Here is an 18,130-nt window from a genome sequence, read left to right as displayed (position 1 = left end):
GTGCTGGTGCTGAAGATCAGCTTCGCCGACCAGGTGATGGGCATCCCGCCGTACACGTCGCTCGTCGAGATCAAGGACGGCGTCGTGCACTTCGCACTGCAGCTGTCGCACTACGCGTTCCTGCTGCAGGACGACCTGTACATCGCGACCTACCTCAGCTCGCTGAAGATGGCCGCCGTGTCGACCGTGCTGTGCCTGCTGATCGGCTATCCGATGGCGTACTACATCGCGCGCTCGGAACCGAACCGCCGCAACGTGCTGATGATGGCCGTGATGCTGCCGTTCTGGACGTCGTTCCTGATCCGCGTGTACGCATGGATCGGGATCCTGAAGGACGACGGCCTCCTGAACCACACGCTGATCGCGCTGGGCATCATCCACACGCCGCTGCGCCTCTATCACAGCGACGCGGGCGTCTACATCGGGATGGTCTATTCGTACCTGCCGTTCATGGTGATGCCGCTGTACGCGCACCTCGTGAAGATGGACCTCACGCTGCTCGAGGCCGCGTACGACCTCGGCGCGAAGCCGTGGGTCGCGTTCACGCGCATCACGCTGCCGCTGTCGAAGAACGGGATCATCGCCGGCAGTCTGCTGGTGTTCATCCCGGCGGTGGGCGAGTACGTAATTCCGGAACTGCTGGGCGGCGCCGACACGCTGATGATCGGGCGCGTGATGTGGGATGAATTCTTCAACAACATGGACTGGCCGATGGCGTCCGCGGTGACGGTCGCGATGGTGATGCTGCTGCTGGTGCCGATGGCGCTGTTCCAGTACTACCAGGTCAAGGAACTGGAGGACGCGAAATGATCAAGCCGAGCAAACCGCTGTCGACGGGCGTCCTCGCCTTCGGCTTCCTGTTCCTGTACATCCCGATCATCAGCCTGGTGGTGTACTCGTTCAACGAGTCGAAGCTGGTGACGGTGTGGTCGGGCTTCTCGCTGAAGTGGTACAGCGCGCTGCTGGACGACGACGAGCTGCTGAGCGCCGCGTGGCTGTCGCTGAAGATCGGCCTCTTGACGGCCACCGCGTCGGTCGTGATCGGCACGTGGGCGGGTTTCGTGCTCGCGCGCTTCGGCCGCTTCAAGGGCTTCACGCTGTACACGGGGATGATCAACGCGCCGCTGGTGATTCCGGAAGTGATCCAGGGCATCTCGCTGTTGTTGCTGTTCGTTGCGCTGGAGCAGATGTTCGGCTGGCCGAAGGGGCGCGGGATGGTGACGATCTGGATCGGCCACGTGATGCTGTGCGTGTCGTACGTGGCGATCATCGTGCAGTCGCGCGTGAAGGAGATGAACAAGTCGCTGGAGGAGGCGGCGCTCGATCTGGGCGCGACGCCGCTGAAGGTGTTCTTCGTGGTGACGCTGCCGCTAATCTCGCAGGCGCTGCTGTCGGGGTGGCTGCTGTCGTTCACGCTGTCGATCGACGACCTGGTGCTGTCGGCGTTCCTGTCGGGGCCGGGGTCGACGACGCTGCCGCTGGTGGTGTTCTCACGTGTGCGGCTGGGACTGAACCCGGAGATGAACGCGCTGGCGACGCTGTTCATCACGGCCGTGACGATCGGCGTGATCGTCGTGAACCGGACGATGATCGCGCGCGAGCGGCGCCGCGTGGCCGACATGAAGGCGGCGTTCGCGGTGGCGTGACGACGCACCTCCGGCTTCGAAGATAACAAGCAGTGCAGACAAGCAAGGCGCGCTGCCCCAGGGGGGGGGCGCGCGATTCGATCCCGATTTGACAGGCGCACGACAAGGAGAATCCGCAATGAAGAAGAAACTGATCTGCCTGCTGGTGGCCGGCGCGTTGCCGGGCATCGCGCTGGCCGACTCGACATCCGCCGAGATCAAGGCGCTGCAGGCGCAGGTCGCGGCGCTGCAGAAGCAGATGAAGGCGATGCAGGCGCAGCTTTCGGCGAAGGGCGGCACCGCGACCGCCCAGGCCGGCACGAAGGCCGCGCCGGTCGCCGTGGCCGTCGATCCGGGCTCGCCGGACTACGGCAAGGCGCAGGCGACGCTGACCAACGACGAAGTCGGCGAAATGAAGCAGCAGATCGCGAACCAGCAGCTGAAGGTCGATTCGCTGACGGACGCGGCCAACACGGGCCCGCTGGCCGGCCTGTCGGTCACGGGCTACATCGACCCGACCTACATCTACAACCGCGCGGCCGGTACGTCGTCGTTCCTGTTCGCGAACCACGAGAACGCGTACAACTACTTCAACAGCACGTTCGGCGATCTCTACCTCGACATCAAGAAGACCTTCGGCGTCGGCCCGATGGCACCGTCGGCGGAAATCACGCTGATGCCGAACCGCGGCAACGGCATCACGCTGCTGCAGAACTCGCGCGGCTCGATCACCGACAACCTGCTGAACACGGCGGTCATCAACGTGCCGATCACCGCCGAGACGACACTCGTCGCCGGTTTGATCCCGAGCTTCGGCGGCTACGAGGTGCAGCAGTCGAACCAGATGCTCACGCTCACGCACAACCTGCTGTACGATTTCTCGGATCCGGGCAGCTACGTCGGTATCGGCGCGAACTACACGAAGGGCAACTGGGCGTGGAAGTTCTTCCTCGGCAACGAGCAGTACCGCACGTACGGTTCGGTCACGCAGAAGGGCACCAACGCACTCGGCGACCCGATCACGACCAGCAACAAGGTGCCGACCTTCACCGCGCGCGCGGACTACACGTGGTCGAGCGCGCTCGACATCGGCGGGTCGTTCAACATCGGGCGGCAGACGCTCGCAAGCGCGCTCGATGCGAACGGCAACGCCAACTATGGCCCGGGCGGGGCGGCACCGAGCGCGTACGGTTCGTTCTTCTTCGGTGAACTCGACGCGACCTACACGCTCGCCGACATTCAGTACAACGCGGAAGTCGACTACGGCCGTCAGCAGCATGCGGCGTTCAACGGCGGGCTCGCTCAGTGGTACGGCCTGTCGCTGCTCGCGCACCGCAAGTTCAACGCGCCGGTGGTCGGCCGCATGGGCGTGACGCTGCGCTACGACCTGCTCGCCAACTCGAAGAACGGCGGCGGCGGCGGCGGCATCGCGCTGAACGGCAACGGGATGGATCCGAGCAACGGCTTCGGCGTCGACGCGGACTGCCTCGCGCAGTCGAAGGCCGGCGGCGGCCTGGGCTTCGAGTGCAAGGGGGCGGTACGCCAGGACGTCGCGCTCGACCTGCTGTTCTACCCGACCCAGCAGATCACCGTGAAGGTCGAATACCGGCACGACTGGGCGAACAACAAGGTGTTCCTGCGCAACGACGGGTCGTACGGCAAGTCCAACGACCTGCTCGCGACGCAGTTCATCTATTCGTTCTGACGCAGCACACGCGGGACGCCGTGCCGCGCGCACGGCGTCCCGCGCCGTTTTTACCGGCCGCCGCACGATGCATCGCGCATCGCGTGCCGGCCGCAACGAGGGAGTCGGTCTGATGACGCAGTCTTTCACCCGCCGCGCCGATGCGCTCGCGCGCGACTCGTACTACGAGGCGACGGCCGTGCGGCCGGCCGCCGACGACCCAGTGCTCGAAGACACGATCGACGTCGACGTCTGCGTGATCGGCGCCGGCTTCGCCGGCCTGTCGACGGCGCTCGACTGCCGCGCGCGCGGGCTGTCGGTCGCGGTCATCGATGCGCACCGTCCCGGCTGGGGCGCGTCGGGCCGCAACGGCGGGCAGGCGATCACCGGCTTCGCGAAGGACGAGGAAATCGAGCGGCAGCTCGGCGCCGACGGCGCACGCGCCGCGTGGTCGCTGTCGCTCGACGGCGTCGCGCTGATCGCCGAGCGGATCGCGCGTTACGGGATCGACTGCGACTTCACGCGCGGCTACCTGACGGTCGCGACGAAGCCGCGCCGCATCGACGACCTGCGCGCGTGGATGGACGCCGCGACCGGGCGCTGGGGCCATCCGTCGCTGTCGTGGCTCGACACCGGCGCGATCCGCGCGCGCATCGCGTCGACGCGTTATCTCGCGGGTGTCTACGATCCGCTGTCGGGCCACCTGCATCCGCTCAAGTACTGCCTCGGCCTCGCCGAAGCCGCGCGGCGCGAAGGCGTCGCGCTGTACGCGCACACACCCGCGCTCGACGTCGTGCGCGGCGCGCGGCCCGTCGTGCGCACGCCGTCGGGCGACGTGCGCTGCCGCTTCGTCGTGTCGTGCTGCAACGCGGGCCCGGGCGGCGTGCTGCCGGCCGCGACGGCTGCACGCATCGCGCCGATCGCGTCGTACATCATCGCGACCGAGCCGCTCGGCCAGGCACGCGCCGATGCACTGATCGCGCAGCGCGAGGCCGTGTGCGACAACAACTTCTTCCTCGACTATTTCCGGCTGTCGGCCGACCACCGGATGCTGTTCGGCGGCCGCGCGAATTCGGCCGGCGCGTCACCCGCCACGCTCGCCGAAACGATCCGGCGGCGCATGGTCGGCGTGTTCCCGCAGCTCGGCGACGTGCGCGTCGACCACGCGTGGGGCGGCTTCGTCGACGTCACGCGCAACCGCGCGCCGGATTTCGGCGCGCTCGATCCGAACTTCTTCTACGTCCAGGGCTTCAGCGGGCACGGCGTCGCGCTCACCGGCATCGCCGGACGCGCGGTTGCCGGTGCGATCGCGGGCGACACGCGCGCGTTCGACCTGTTCGCACGCATGCGCCACCGGCGCTTCCCCGGCGGCGACGCGTGGCGGCAACCCGCGCTCGAGCTCGGGATGCTGTACCACCGCGTACGCGAGCTGTTCTAAGCCCATTTATCCGTCCTCCTGACCATGCAGACATTCGCCAACCAGCCGCACGTCGCGTCCTACTACGCGGCGACCGCCAACGATACGACCCGCCACGCGCCGCTCGCCGGCACGATCGATGCCGACGTGTGCGTGATCGGCGCGGGCCTCACGGGCCTGTCCGCCGCGCTCAACCTCGCCGAGCGCGGCCATTCGGTGACCGTGCTCGAAGCGTCGCGGGTCGGATGGGCGGCGAGCGGCCGCAACGGCGGCCAGCTGATCGGCGGGTTCGCGTGCGATATCGATACGTTTGCGCAGTTCATGCCGGAAGGCGACGTGAAGCGCATCTGGGACATGGGGCTCGAAACGCTGTCGCTCGTGAAGTCGCGCATCGCGCAACACGACATCGACTGCGCGCTGGTGCCCGGCTACCTGACCGCCGCGAACACCGAACGCGACGCCGATTCGCTCAAGCGCTGGCGCGACGAGGCCGCGAAGCGCTTCGGCTACGACCGCTTCCACTTCGTCGAAGCCGACGAACTCGGCGACTACGTGCAGTCCGACCGCTATTGCGGCGGCCTGTACGACCCGGACAGCGGCCACCTCCATCCGCTGAACTACACGCTCGGCCTCGCGCGCGCGGCCATCGGTGCGGGCGTGCGCATCCACGAGGACAGCTGCGTGACGCGCGTGCGCGACGTCGCGGGCGGCCATGTCGTCGAGACGAGCGGCGGCAACGTGCGCGCACGCTTCGTCGTGCTCGCGTGCAACACCTTCGTCGGCACGCTCGCGCCCGCGCTGTCGAAGAAGATCATGCCGGTCGGCACCTACGTGATCGCGACCGAACCGCTCGGCGAAGCGCGCGCCGCCGCGCTGATGCCGGCGCGCGCGGCGATCTGCGACAGCCGCTTCGTGCTCGACTATTTCCGGCCGGCGCCCGACACGCGGCTCGTGTGGGGCGGCAAGGTCAGCTATTCGACGCGGGAGCCGCGCGATCTCGCCGCGGCGATGCGCGCGGACATGCTGAAGACGTTCCCGCAGCTCGCGGACGTGAAGGTCGACTACGCGTGGGGCGGCTTCGTCGACATCACGATGAACCGCGCGCCGCACTTCGGCCGCATCGCGCCGACGATGTATTTCGCGCAGGGCTTCTCGGGGCACGGCGTGAACACGACCGCGCTCGCGGGCAAGCTGATCGCCGAGGCGATCGACGGGCAGGCGAGCCGCTTCGACCTGTTCGACAAGATCCGCCATCGCGACTTCCCGGGCGGCGAGGCATTGCGCACGCCGGCGCTCGTGCTCGCGATGAGCTGGTACCGGCTGCTCGACGCGTTCGGCGTGCATTGAGCGGCGGCGCGGGCGGCGAGCGCCGCCGCCCGCCATGCAAAACGGCCGCGCGAACGCGGCCGCCTGGTGCCGGATGTCGCGGCGCCGGCGCGGCAGGCAGGCGACCTGGCCTGCCCGACCGGCCGAAGCCGCTGCATCCGCGCGGGTCAGTCAGTCCCGTACTTCGGCGAGTGCGGCCCGTACAGCAACCCGTTCGGCGGCCCCGCTGACAACAACCTGCTGCTGGTCAGCCCGGCCACATCGTGCGCTTCGTCGGTCAGCGAATGCGCGACCTGCTTGACGGCCGCCTGCACCAGCATCCCGACGACACCGAACGCATTGACGCTCATGGAGTTGCCGACCTCCTTGCCGGTCGCACGGCCCTCGCCCTGCCACAGCACGTCGCCGCTCTTCAGGTCGACGAGCTTCGCCGACGCCGCGACCACCGTCGTGCTGTCCACCACCTGGTAGACGGAGCCGTATTGCGTGATCTTCGAATAGAGCGCGGCATCCGCACCGAAGATCTCGCGCAGCTTCGCCGGCGACGTGTTCTGGATCTCGGCCGCGTTCGCGAGGCCGTTCTGCTTGAAGGTCTCGTCCATCACCGCGACCGGCACCACGTAGTAGCCCGACTCGGCGAGCGGCTGCGTCATCTGCGACAGCACTCCGTAGGTCGCGCCGACATCGGTGGTCTCGTTGACCGGCGGCAGCACGAGGATCGAGCGCGGCTGGCTCTTCTTGAAGGCCGTGTAGTCGGGACGCTTGACGGGTTGCGCGCATGCGCTCAGCAGCGCGACGAGCGACAGCACGGACAGCAGCTTGAATGAAAGTGTCTTGATCATGGCACGCACGTTACTGTTGGGCGGGAGTCGGATCGGCTTGCTTCCGGCCGGCGATCGTCTGGTCGGCGGCCTTCGGGTTCGCGGCCTGCGGATTCACGGCCTTCTTCTTCATCAGGAAATCCATGTACGGCGCGGATTCCGGAAAGAGCGCCTTCTCGGCCTCGAACGACTGCGTGGCCTGTTGCCCGTTGCCGACGCTCGCGTAGAGCATCCCGAGATGCGCATGGAAGCCGGGCGGCGGCTTGTTACCCTTCGCGCGGATCTCCTGCAGCGCCTTCTCGAGCGCATCGATCTGCTGTTGCGGCGAGCTTTGCCCCTTGAAGTATTCGTACACCTGCGGCTGATAGCCGTTCCACTGATAGAGCGGCGGCGTGGTCGGCGCCGCGCAGCCCGCGAGCAGCATGGCGGCCGCCGTCGCCGGCAGCCAGATTCCCCGTTTCATGGTCTTGTCTCTTTCGATGAGTGAGTGATTCGTCGAGCGCGTGTCGCGCACGGCGCTTACTGCGGCACCTTCAGCGTGCCGGCGTCGACCTGGTCGACGAGATGGTTCACGGCCTCCTGGATCGCGAGATCCAGCACCTTGCCGTTGAGCGTCGAGTCATAGCCGGCGGTGCCGCCGAAGCCGATCACCTCGCGGTTCGACAGGCTGAACTCGCCCGCGCCCTGGCTCGATGCGACGACTTCCGACGTCGTCGTGTCGACGATGTTCAGGTTGACCTTCGCGTATGCGACCTGCGTCTTGCCGCGGCCGAGGATGCCGAACAGCTGGTGATCGCCGACGTCCTTGCGGCCGAATTCGGTCACGTCGCCCGTCACCACGTAGTTCGCGCCCTTCACGGCCTGCGCCTTCTTCATGAAGCCGGCTTCCTGCTTGATCTCGTCGAGATTCTCGCGATCGAGCACGTTGAAGCGGCGGCTCTGCTGCAGGCGCGTGACGAGGATCGTCTTCGCCTGCCCGCCGAGGCGGTCGATGCCGTCCGAGAAGATGCCGCGCATGTAGCTCGAGCGGTTGTCGAACTTGCCGACCGCGATCGCGACGGGCTTGCCCGCGTACGGTTTCTGCGCGCTGCTCACGGCCGGCACATCGAGCGTGCGCGACGATTCGGTCGCGCAGCCGGACAGCGCCGCAACGAGCGCCGCCGCCACGAGGACGGTGCGTCGTGTCTGAATGTTCACTGTTGGTCTCCTTGTGTGGAAAGATGGCCCGGAACGGGCACGCCGGCTCGCAAACGACCCGGCGGTCGAAACGGTTGCGGTGCGAACGGGGATGCGTGCATCGGCGCGATGGACGCACGCGCGTTCATCGCCGCACCGGCGGTGGCAGTAGATGAGTGAAAGGGGCGCGCAACCCGTGCGTTGCGACGACATGCGGATGCGCGGCGCGGTACGCGACAGGCTCGCGCGCGCCGGCTACACCGTTATTCTGGTTACTGCGCTGTTGATCGCGCATGATCGGCCCCGTATATGATTTTTCGCGATCATATCAAGCCTGCTTATCAAGATGAGGAATCTTGATAATAGTTGACGATTTTCTTACTTATCCGACGCGCGCGGTCGAATCGGCGCAATTCCTCGCCGACAGGGGCTTTGCAGGCATGTGGACGCAGCGTGCCGATTTTCATTTGTTGTCTCCGGCGATCGATCTCGAATCCGGCAATATCAAGATATATTGTCCGTACCGCCCATCCGCATTACCCATATCCCGAGAATAATCACCGAAATCCGGCTGCCTTTACCGCACCCGACGGGTTCGCCGGTCACGATGCATTCCGGCAATCCTGCCGCGCGCACGTACGAACGCGCGCGCATCCGCGCCCGCTAGTCGGCCACCTTCTGCCGCATCGTCACGAACTCCTCGGCCGCGGTCGGATGAATGCCGATCGTGTCGTCGAACTGCGCCTTCGTCGCGCCCGCGCGAATCGCGATCGCAATCCCCTGGATGATCTCGCCCGCATCGCGGCCGACCATGTGCGCGCCGACCACGCGCTGGCTGTCGCGCGCGACGACGAGCTTCATCAGCGTGCGCTCGTCGCGGCCCGACAGCGTGTGGCGCAGCGCCTTGAACGACGTGCGATAGATGTCGACGTCGCCGTCGTAAAGATCGCGCGCGGTCGCCTCGGTGAGACCGACCGTCGCGACCTCGGGCTGGCTGAACACCGCCGACGGCACCCATTCGTGATCCGTCGCGACACGCGCCCCCCCGAACAGCGTGCGGGCAAGCAACGCGCCGTCGCGCGTCGCCACCGGCGTGAGCTGCGGCCGCGACGTGACGTCGCCGATCGCATGGATCGACGGTACCGACGTCGCCGAATACGCATCGACGGCAATCGCGCCACGTGCGTCGAGCATCACGCCCGCCTGTTCGAGCCCGAGCCCGTCGACGTTCGGCACACGGCCGGTCGCATACAGCACTTGATCGTACGGCCCGTGCCGCGCATCGCCGACGCGCACGCTCAGCGTGCCGTCGTCCGCGCGTTCGATCGACTCGACCACCGCACGCGCGTGGATCGTGACGCCCTGCTTCGTCATCTCGTCGGTGAGGAACTGGCGCACGTCGTCGTCGAAGCCGCGCAGGATCTTCTCGCCGCGATAGAACAGGTCGACGTGACTGCCGAAGCCGTTGAAGATGCCCGCGAACTCGACCGCGATATAACCGCCGCCGACCACCGCGATGCGTGCGGGCCGCGCGGCGAGCGACAACGCCTCGCGCGACGTGATCGCATGTTCGATGCCGGGCCGCGCCGGCATCGACGGGCGCGAGCCGGTCGCGATCGCGATGTGGCGCGCGCGGATCGTGCGTTCGCCGATCGCGACCGTGTGCGCATCGACGAGCGTCGCGCGCCCGGCGTGCATCTCGACGCCCGATTGCCGCAGCAGGTTGATGTAGATGTCGCTGAGCCGGTTGATCTCGCGATCCTTCGCGGCGATCAGCGCGGGCCAGTCGAGCGTGCCGGCGCCGAAGGTCCAGCCGAAGCCCTTCGCGTCCTCGACTTCGTGCGGATAGTGCGATGCGTAGACGAGCAGCTTCTTCGGGATGCAGCCGCGCAGCACGCAGGTGCCGCCGATCTGCTCTTCTTCCGCTATGCCGACGCGGGCACCGTACGACGCGGACATGCGCGCAAGCCGCACGCCGCCCGAGCCGGCCCCGATGACGAACAGGTCGTAGTCGAAATCCATCGCATTGCCTCATCGCAGTTCGGATGCAGGCACGATAGCAAGATTCCGGATTTCTTGCGGCACATGGTGCCGCCGCGCGCACGCCCAATAAAAAACGGCGAGAGACGTTGCCTCTCGCCGGTCAAACCAGCTGCCGGGTGTGCCATGCGTCACCGATCGACCGCATGCCCGACCTGCCGGCTGCGCGGCACCGGCCCGGCCGGGCGCGCGAAGGGCGCGCCCACGGCCGGACCAGCCGCCATGCTCATGCCTGCGACGTGTCGCTGCCGTCCGTCGCCTGCGTGTCGTCTGCCTGCTGCGGCTGCTCTTCCTTCTTCTCGAGCATGCCTTCGATCGCTTCCGCGCCCTTGAAGCCGGCGACGGCGGCTGCCGCCTTGGTCAGCAGGCCCGCATCCGGATCCAGCTTTTCCGCGCCTTCGACGGCGGCGATTGCGCCGGCGATTTCACCCACGGTGTTCAGGATACCCATCGTCATCCCCTTTCAAGAAAATCGTGAGCGCATCGTCCCACGAAAAAAACCGGCGAACCGCGATTGTCATCACCGGATACACAAATTACGCACCAGGCCGGCCGCGCTCGCCGAGCGTGACCGGAACGACGCACGCGCGAACCTGGCGGCACGCAACGGGCGATGCACGCAGCGTAGCGGAAAGGCTTCGCGCGCACTGTAAAAGTATGTTCTGGATTGCCGACGGTTCCCTTACGGCGCGGGGGTCTCGTGATGGAGCATTCGCCGAATAGTCGTGCGCGCGTATGAAGGTCGCATGACGAAAAAAAAGAGGCGCCTCGCGGCGCCCCTTCGATGCATGCCGGACGACTGCCGGCGCATGCGTTCCGACGTTCGTCAGAAGATATTGCGCAGGCCGATCGCGATGCCGGTCTGGTTGCTGCGGCCGGGCAGTTCGACGTTCGCCGCGCCGTTCGTCTTGTTGAAGTCGACGGTGCCGTAGATTTCCGTGCGCTTGCTGAGCGCGTACTCGGCGATGCCGACGATCGCGTAGCGGTTGCCGCTCGCGAGCGTGCCGTTCGTGGTCATCGCATTGCGCATGTGGTCGTAGTAGAACGCGCCCGTCAGCGTCAGCGGTGCGCTGACCTGCCAGCTCACGCCCGCGAACGGACCGTCGTCGATCCGGCCGGTGCCCTTCGCGACCGGAATCGACTGCTGGGCGAGCAGGCTGTCGACGAAGCCCGTGTCGTCCTTCGAGCGCAGGTAGCCCGCGTAGATCTTCGCCTTGCTGAACGCATACACGACGTTCGCGTGGTAGATCGTCTGCTTGCGCGCCGAGTTGTCGCTGTTCTGCTGCGCACCGGCCGCGATGCTGAGCGGGCCCATCACGTACGACAGCGACACGCCCCACGCATTGCCCTTGCCGAGCGAACCCGGGATCTGGCCCGAGAAGCCGCCGGCGCCGGTCGATTCGTAGTTGGTGCCGGTCGAGTACATCGCCTTCGCGGTCAGGCCTTCGAACTTGCCCGTGTACTTGATCTGGTTGTCCGCATACAGGCCGCCGCCGAGTGCGACCGGCAGCCACGCGTTTTCGAGGTAGTTGCCGACCGTCAGCGGATCGTAGGTGTCCGACAGCAGGTCGAACAGCGGCGTCTTCTGGCGGCCGAGGGTCACCGTGCCGTACGGGCTCTGCAGGCCGACGTACGCCGCGCGGTTGAACAGGCGGCCGCTGTCGGCGAATGCGCCGTTCTGCAGGTTCACGCCGCTTTCGAGGTTGAACACGGCCTTCAGGCCGCCGCCGAGATCTTCCGTGCCGTAGATGCCGAAGCGGCTGTTCGTGATCGCGCCGTTGGTCATCGACAGCAGGCCGTCGTTCTTGGCGTTGGCGTTGGTGAGGTAGCGAATGCTGGCGTCGGCGACGCCCCAGAGCGTGACCGAGCTTTGTGCGGCCGCGTACTGGCTGGCAAATGCGAGCGCGGCGCCCCCTGCGATGGCTGCGAGTCGTGTGGTCTGCTTCATGAGCTTTCCTGTTTGTAGGTGTCTCCGTTCATGGCCGGCCGCGTGCGCAGCCGGGTGGCGATCGCTCGCGTTCTTGGCGCGCGCGATGTGGGCTGAATCATATGACGACTGCAATCGCTGAAAGAAATTGAAATGCGCGGTAACGGCGGAACTGTCGCCCGCGCACAACGCCGCGCGCGCGAGGCGCGCCGGGCGGGCGTCGGATGCCGCACGGCATCCTCCGGCCACGCGGCTGACGGGATGTCGGCTCTGTAAGCATCGCCCCGCAGGCGCGGGGGAACGGGCAGGCGGCCGGAAGTGCCGGCGGGCGGCGCCGTCACGCCGCCGACGACGGCTCGCCGGGCGTCTCGCGCCGGCGCCAGGCACGCCGGAGGATCTCCGCGAACGCACCGGCGAGCAGCAGCACGGCGCCCCACAGCGCAAGCTCCGGCACGAGCCGCGTGACGAGGCCGCCGATCACCGCGCCGGCCAGGAAGCAGAAGCTGATCGTCGCGAGCAGCGCCGAGTCGTGCAGCGCACCCGCGTCGTAGCGCGGGATCAGCCCGACGAACAGCTTCTGCGCGGCGCGGCGCAGGTTGCCGGTCGTCATCACCGACGTGTACGACAGTTCCTCGAGATGGGTGAACGACAGCGTCTGCAGCGTCGCGACGAACGAAATACCCGGAATCAGCCATGCGCTCGACGCGCCGACGAGCCCGCTCGCGGCGACGCCGAGAAAGGCGATCTCGACGAGCAGGCTCGCGAATGCGGTATGCCGCATCCAGCCGCGCTGCGCGGCGAGGCCGAGCAGGTGCGCGACGAACACCGCGACCACGAAGCCGCCGAGCGGCGGCACGTGGTGCAGCGCGGCCGCCCATTCGCCGGCCGACACGTTGATGCCGAGCAGCGCGACGTTGCCCGTCATCGTGTTCGCGAACACGTGGCCGTGGCCCACGTACGTGTATGCGTCGAGGTAGCCGCCTGACAGCGTCAGCAACGCGGCGACAGTGAGATTGCGGCTGGCGCCGTCGAGATCCATCGAGCCTCCCGTGAAGATTCGCGCCAGTATGGCGCACGGGACGTTACCGTGCGCCGGTCATTGTCCGATGCCCGTGAGCCCGATCAGCGCGCCGCCCGCGAGCAGCCACAGCGGATGGATGCGCGTGCGCCACGCGAGCACCGCGCACGCGGCGGTGATGCCCCACTGGATCGCCGTGCGGTTCGACGCCTCGGAGATCAGCACCGCGCTCGCCGCGACGAGCCCGGCCGTGACGGGCATCATCCCCTGCTGCACGTAGCGGCGCCACGGCCGGTCGCGAAAGCGCTCCCACGCATGCAGCGCGAGCACGGTGACGATCGACGACGGTCCGAACTTCGCGAGCGACGCGACCAGCAGCCCGCTCCAGCCGGCCACGTGCCAGCCGACCAGCGACACGATCATCATGTTCGGCCCGGGCGCCGCCTGGGCCAGCGCGAACAGCGCGGTGAACTCGTGCGCGCTCATCCAGTGATGGACGTCGACGACCTGCCGCTGCATCTCCGGCAGGATCGTGTTGCCGCCGCCGAATGCGAGCAGCGACAACTGGCTGAAGATCGTCGCGATGGCGATCAGCGTGTCGTTCATGGCCGGCCTCCCGGCTGCGTGTCGCGCGCCGCGGCCGGCGCCGGCTGCGGCGTGCCCGCGTCGCGGCGCCGCGACGCGAGCCAGATGCTGACGGGCGTCAGCACGAGCATCGCGGTCAGCAGCGGGATGCGCAGCACCGCGATCGCGACGAACGCGAGCGCCGCGATGCCGGCCGCCGCGCGCGCGTGCCGCAGCGGCTTCGCGACCTTCACGGCCATCGCGACGAGCAGCCCGGCCGCCGCGGCGGCGAGCCCCGCGAACAGGTGCTGCACGCGCGGATCGTTCTGCGTCTTCGCATACAGCACGCCGAGCGCGACGACGACGAGCGTCGGGCCCGCGATCAGCCCGAGAATGGCGGCGAACGCGCCGGCCACGCCGCGAAAGCGCATGCCGACGGCCACCGACAGGTTGATCACGTTGCCGCCCGGCAGGAACTGGCACAGCCCGAGCAGGTCGGTGAATTCGTCGGCGGAAAGCCACTTGCGCTCGTCGACGATGGTGCGCCGCGCGAACGGCAGCGCGCCGCCGAACGACATGAGGCCAAGCGACAGGAAGCCGGTGAACAACTCGGCGAGGCCGATGCGGCGGGGGGACGCGGCCGGCGGCGGGGCGGCGGGCGGAAAGGCGGATTGCATGGGGCTCCTCATCAAACGGTGAACCGAGGTTACCGCCGTTCGGCAGGCCTGCAAAACGATTTTCTCGGCGCGCCCTTGTGATCTAGAATCACAAGCATGGCACGCGATCTCCCGCCCTTTTCCGCGCTTCGGGCCTTTGAAGCCGCGGCACGACATGAAAGCTTCAGCGCCGCCGGCGACGAGCTGCATGTGACTCACGGTGCCATCAGTCGCCAGATCGCCGGGTTCGAGGCATGGCTCGGCAAGCCGGTGTTCCACCGCTACGGCAAGCGCGTGAAGCTCACCGACGAAGGCCGCCGCTACCTGGACACCGTGCGCGCGGCGTTCGACAGCATCGCGCACGCGACCGAGCAGCTGCGCAACACCGGCGCGGCGCGCGTGCTGCGCATCAACGCACTGCCGACCTTCGCGATGAAATGGCTGTTGCCGCGCCTGTCGCGGTTCCAGCGCGACGTGCCGAACGTCGAGCTGAAGCTGTCGACGTCGAACGCACCGCTCGACGCGCTCGACGGTTTCGACGTCGCGATCCGCCGCGGCCCCGGCCACTGGTCGAACTGCACGAGCGGCCACTTCCTCGACGAAAGCGTGATTCCGGTCTGCAGCCCCGCGCTGCTCAAACGCGCGCCGATCGCGCGCGCGGACGATCTCGCGCGCCACGTGCTGCTGCATTCGGATACGCGGCCGGAAGGCTGGCGCGACTGGTTCGCGGCGGCCGGCGTGACGATGAAGGGGCGCAAGCGGCAGTCGTTCGACCACTTCTACCTGGCGCTGCAGGCGGCCGTCGACGGGCTCGGCGTCGCGCTCGGCCCGTTGCCGCTGATCGACGACGAGCTCGCGAGCGGCCGGCTCGTGATGCCGCTGGCGGGGCCGCGCATCGCGACGCGCAGCTACTGGTGGATCGCGCCGCGCGCGCCGGCCGACGATCCGCTCGTCGCGCAGTTCTGCGCGTGGCTGCAGGCGCAGTCGAATACCGGCGCGTGAGGCCGCGCCGGCGGGCGGCATCGCGCCGCCCGCTCCCGGTCAGACCACCGGGCCCGGTTCCTTTTCCTTGCGCAGGATCGCGTACAGGATGATCGCGCCGAACGTCGCGGTGCCGATCCCGCCGAGCCCGAAGCCGCCGATCTTCAGCGAAAAGTCGCCGGCGCCGAGCACGAGCGTGACGGCCGCGACGATCAGGTTGCGGTTGTCGGAGAAGTCGACCTTGTTGACGACCCAGATCCGCGCGCCCGTCACCGCGATCAGCCCGAACACGACGATCGACACGCCGCCGAGCACGGGGCCCGGAATCGTCTGGATCACCGCGCCGAACTTCGGCGAGAAGCCGAGCACGATCGCGATCAGCGCGGCGACCGCGAACACGAGCGTCGAGTAGATCCGCGTGACGGCCATCACGCCGATGTTCTCCGCGTAGGTCGTCACGCCCGTGCCGCCGACGCTGCCCGACACGATCGTCGCGAGCCCGTCGCCGATGAACGCGCGGCCCACGTAGCGATCGAGGCTGGTGCCCGTCATCGCGCTGACGGCCTTGATGTGGCCGAGGTTCTCCGCGACCAGGATCACCGCGATCGGCGCGAGCATCAGCATCGCGTGCGGATCGAACACCGGCGCGCGGAAGCTCGGCACCCCGAACCAGGCCGCGTGCCCGACGATCGAGAAATCGATCGGCTTGCCGAGCCCCATCCCGTTGGTCGCGACCGCATAGATCGCGTAGGCGATCACGAGCCCGACGAGGATCAGCAGGCGCTGCACCATGCCGCGCGAGAACACCGCGACGCCGCCGACGCACAGCACCGTGACGAGCGCCATCACCGATTCGAAGGTCGATGCGGACACGCCCTTGACCGCGATCGGCGCGAGGTTGAGCCCGATCACCGCGACCACCGCGCCGGTCACGACCGGCGGCATCAGCGTCTCGATCCAGCGCGTGCCGATCGCCTGCACCAGCACGCCGAGCGCGACGTACACGACACCGCACGCGACGATCCCGCCGAGCGCGACCGGGATGTTCGGGTTCGGGCCGCTGCCGCCGTAACCGGTCACCGCAATCACGAGGCCGATGAACGCGAAGCTCGAGCCGAGGTAGCTCGGCACGCGGCCGCCGACCAGCACGAAGAACAGCAGCGTGCCGATGCCCGACATGAAGATGCACAGGTTCGGGTCGAAGCCCATCAGCAGCGGCGCGAGCACGGTCGAGCCGAACATCGCGACGACGTGCTGCACGCCCATCGCGACCATCTGCGGCCACGGCAGGCGCTCGTCGGGGCCGACCACGCGCGATGCCGCGCCGGTCGATTGCACCCGCCAGCGCGGGAAGTAGGAATCGGACATGGGGAAAAGGGCTCCTGTCGGTCGGTCGCCGGCTGCGGAGGATGCGCCGGTCTGGAATCTGGCGCGAGTTTACGGAGCGGAAATGGGGCTGGCAAGCAGACCGACACGCGGGCCGGCGCGCGGCGCCGGCAGGCGCGGGGCGCGGCCGGGTGCAGACGAAACGGGGCGCGATCGCGCGGCCCGGCTGCCGGGCGGCCGCGCGTCGGGGGCGAGCGAGCGGGCCGCCGGCGGTCGACACCGGCCGCGACGCAAGCGTGCGCTCACATCGCGGCCGGCGCGGCGTGCATCAGGGGTTGATGTACTGGAACAGCGACAGGTTCTGCAGCTGCGCGTAAGCCTTCTGCGAGCCCGTCAGCGCGTTCTGCATCTGCAGGAACTGGCTGATCGTCGACACCATGTTGGTGCTCGTCAGGTCGGACAGGTTGCTGGTGACCTGCAGCGTGTTGGTCTGGTTCACGGTCTGCATCGCCTTGATTTCCTGCTCGCGGCCGCCGACCGACGCCTGCACGGTGAGGACGTTCGTCATCATGTTGTTCAGCTTCGTCGTGCCGGTGGTCATCGCGTTCGCGAGCGAGGCCGCGGCGGACGTGTTGCTGCTGATCGGCACCTTCAGCGCGGCGATCATCGAGTCGAGCGCCGCGAACACGTCGGTGCCGGCCTTCGGCGCGGGCGTGACGGTGAACGTGTCGCCGGACGCCGGCGTTCCCGACACCGGCACCGACAGGCCGTTGCCGAGCGCGATCCCGGCGCCGGCCGAATACGGCTGCGCGGCGGTCGTGGTCGGCGGCACCACGGTGTTGTCGGTGACCGTATAGGTCGGCGCGGCGGCCGTGCCGCCGAACGTGATCGTGAACTGGTGCGTGTTGGTCGCGGCCGACGGGCTCGTGATCGACACCGCGCCGATCGTGCCCGTGCCCGTGTTGCCCGCGCCGGCGAACGGCACCGGCTGGCTGCCGAGCATCGGCACCGACAGGAACACGTTCGCGCCGTTGTCGCCCTGCGAGATCGCGCGCGTATCGGCGATCTGCACCTGCCGCGTGCCCGTGTCGCCGCTGTAGGTCACGCCGCCGCCCGGCGCGTTCGAGAACGGCGCCGTGGTCGACTGGAAGCCCGAAAACAGGTAGTTGCCCGAGCCGTCGGTCGAGTTCGCGAGCGTCAGCAACTGGTCGCGATAGCCCTGCAGCTGCGTCGCTTGCGCCGCGCGGTCGCTGTCGGACAGCGAGCCGTCGCCGGCCTGGATCACGACCGTATGGATGTTGTTCAGCAGGTTGTTGACGCTGATGAGCGTCTGGTCTTCCTTCTGCAGCGACGACAGCGCGGCGTTCTGGTTCGACGCATACTGCGACAGCGTCGCCGACGTCATCGACAGCTGCACCGCCTGCGCGGCGCCGAGGGGGTTGTCGGCAGGCGTCGAGAGGCTCACGCCGCTCGAGATCTGCTGGTACAGCTGCGAGAGCTGCGCCTGCTGATCGTTCATCTGCGCGACGTTCATCTGGTAGAACTGCGTGGTGGAAATCCGCATCGCAT

General features: G+C 67.9%; 18 protein-coding genes. 6 read left to right on the top strand and 12 right to left on the bottom strand.

Annotation, left to right across the window (positions count from 1 at the left end):
• The 5 genes from ABIC51_RS39725 to ABIC51_RS39705 form a co-directional block, all read left to right on the top strand.
• Nucleotides 1–810: ABC transporter permease subunit (locus ABIC51_RS39725; RefSeq protein WP_354007053.1), on the top strand; the 810-nt coding region annotated here is incomplete at its 5' end.
• Nucleotides 807–1,646 carry an ABC transporter permease subunit gene (locus ABIC51_RS39720; protein WP_354007052.1) on the top strand — a complete coding sequence of 280 codons (840 nt, stop codon included), beginning with the start codon at nt 807–809 and terminating at the stop codon, nt 1,644–1,646. The genes ABIC51_RS39725 and ABIC51_RS39720, both read left to right, overlap by 4 nt.
• 118 nt (nt 1,647–1,764) lie before the next feature.
• A complete protein-coding gene (locus ABIC51_RS39715; protein WP_027788938.1) occupies nt 1,765–3,330 on the top strand; it encodes a DUF3138 family protein in 1,566 nt (521 codons plus the stop codon).
• 112 nt (nt 3,331–3,442) lie between these two features.
• Nucleotides 3,443–4,747, top strand: a complete 1,305-nt coding sequence (locus ABIC51_RS39710; protein ID WP_322078597.1) for an NAD(P)/FAD-dependent oxidoreductase — start codon at nt 3,443–3,445, stop codon at nt 4,745–4,747.
• Between the two features lie 24 nt (nt 4,748–4,771).
• Nucleotides 4,772–6,073 carry an NAD(P)/FAD-dependent oxidoreductase gene (locus ABIC51_RS39705; protein ID WP_060197848.1) on the top strand — a complete coding sequence of 434 codons (1,302 nt, stop codon included), beginning with the start codon at nt 4,772–4,774 and terminating at the stop codon, nt 6,071–6,073.
• A 146-nt stretch (nt 6,074–6,219) separates the two neighbouring features.
• Here the strand turns inward: ABIC51_RS39705 and ABIC51_RS39700 are convergent, their stop codons facing one another.
• The 10 genes from ABIC51_RS39700 to ABIC51_RS39655 form a co-directional block, all read right to left on the bottom strand.
• A complete protein-coding gene (locus tag ABIC51_RS39700; protein WP_027788935.1) occupies nt 6,220–6,894 on the bottom strand; it encodes a DUF799 domain-containing protein in 675 nt (224 codons plus the stop codon).
• Between the two features lie 10 nt (nt 6,895–6,904).
• Complete coding sequence (locus ABIC51_RS39695; RefSeq protein WP_027788934.1) at nt 6,905–7,336, bottom strand: DUF4810 domain-containing protein; 432 nt, start codon at nt 7,334–7,336, stop codon at nt 6,905–6,907.
• 56 nt (nt 7,337–7,392) lie between these two features.
• Nucleotides 7,393–8,064: a CsgG/HfaB family protein gene (locus tag ABIC51_RS39690; protein WP_182670311.1), complete on the bottom strand. Its 672-nt coding sequence runs from the start codon at nt 8,062–8,064 to the stop codon at nt 7,393–7,395.
• Between the two features lie 326 nt (nt 8,065–8,390).
• A complete protein-coding gene (locus tag ABIC51_RS39685; protein WP_255221839.1) occupies nt 8,391–8,516 on the bottom strand; it encodes a hypothetical protein in 126 nt (41 codons plus the stop codon).
• Between the two features lie 196 nt (nt 8,517–8,712).
• Nucleotides 8,713–10,071, bottom strand: coding sequence for a glutathione-disulfide reductase (gene gor, locus ABIC51_RS39680; RefSeq protein ID WP_354007051.1), 1,359 nt, complete (start codon nt 10,069–10,071; stop codon nt 8,713–8,715).
• Nucleotides 10,072–10,315: 244 nt separating this feature from the next.
• The gene (locus tag ABIC51_RS39675; RefSeq protein ID WP_027788932.1) at nt 10,316–10,540 is read right to left on the bottom strand and encodes a hypothetical protein; all 225 of its coding nucleotides are present in this window, start codon (nt 10,538–10,540) and stop codon (nt 10,316–10,318) included.
• A gap of 375 nt (nt 10,541–10,915) precedes the next feature.
• Nucleotides 10,916–12,037, bottom strand: a complete 1,122-nt coding sequence (locus tag ABIC51_RS39670) for a porin (RefSeq protein ID WP_027788931.1) — start codon at nt 12,035–12,037, stop codon at nt 10,916–10,918.
• Nucleotides 12,038–12,353: 316 nt separating this feature from the next.
• The gene (locus ABIC51_RS39665; protein ID WP_027788930.1) at nt 12,354–13,055 is read right to left on the bottom strand and encodes a YoaK family protein; all 702 of its coding nucleotides are present in this window, start codon (nt 13,053–13,055) and stop codon (nt 12,354–12,356) included.
• Nucleotides 13,056–13,112: 57 nt separating this feature from the next.
• Nucleotides 13,113–13,640: a chromate transporter gene (locus ABIC51_RS39660; RefSeq protein ID WP_043184629.1), complete on the bottom strand. Its 528-nt coding sequence runs from the start codon at nt 13,638–13,640 to the stop codon at nt 13,113–13,115.
• Nucleotides 13,637–14,275, bottom strand: a complete 639-nt coding sequence (locus tag ABIC51_RS39655) for a chromate transporter (RefSeq protein WP_027788928.1) — start codon at nt 14,273–14,275, stop codon at nt 13,637–13,639. The genes ABIC51_RS39660 and ABIC51_RS39655 overlap by 4 nt, the downstream gene beginning before the upstream one ends.
• A 96-nt stretch (nt 14,276–14,371) precedes the next feature.
• Between ABIC51_RS39655 and ABIC51_RS39650 the strand changes: the two genes are divergently transcribed.
• On the top strand, nt 14,372–15,256 hold the full coding sequence (locus ABIC51_RS39650) for a transcriptional regulator GcvA (protein WP_021163478.1): 885 nt from the start codon (nt 14,372–14,374) through the stop codon (nt 15,254–15,256).
• Nucleotides 15,257–15,295: 39 nt separating this feature from the next.
• On the opposite strand, the gene ABIC51_RS39645 is transcribed toward ABIC51_RS39650, so the two are convergent.
• Complete coding sequence (locus tag ABIC51_RS39645) at nt 15,296–16,603, bottom strand: solute carrier family 23 protein (protein WP_027788927.1); 1,308 nt, start codon at nt 16,601–16,603, stop codon at nt 15,296–15,298.
• 286 nt (nt 16,604–16,889) lie between these two features.
• A complete protein-coding gene (flgL, locus tag ABIC51_RS39640; protein WP_059700405.1) occupies nt 16,890–18,125 on the bottom strand; it encodes a flagellar hook-associated protein FlgL in 1,236 nt (411 codons plus the stop codon).
• Nucleotides 18,126–18,130 lie beyond the last annotated feature (5 nt).

The sequence above is a fragment of the Burkholderia sp. 572 genome, assembly GCF_040545135.1.
Taxonomy (GTDB): Bacteria; Pseudomonadota; Gammaproteobacteria; order Burkholderiales; family Burkholderiaceae; genus Burkholderia; species Burkholderia cepacia.
This window is presented reverse-complemented; position numbering and strand designations above follow the sequence as displayed.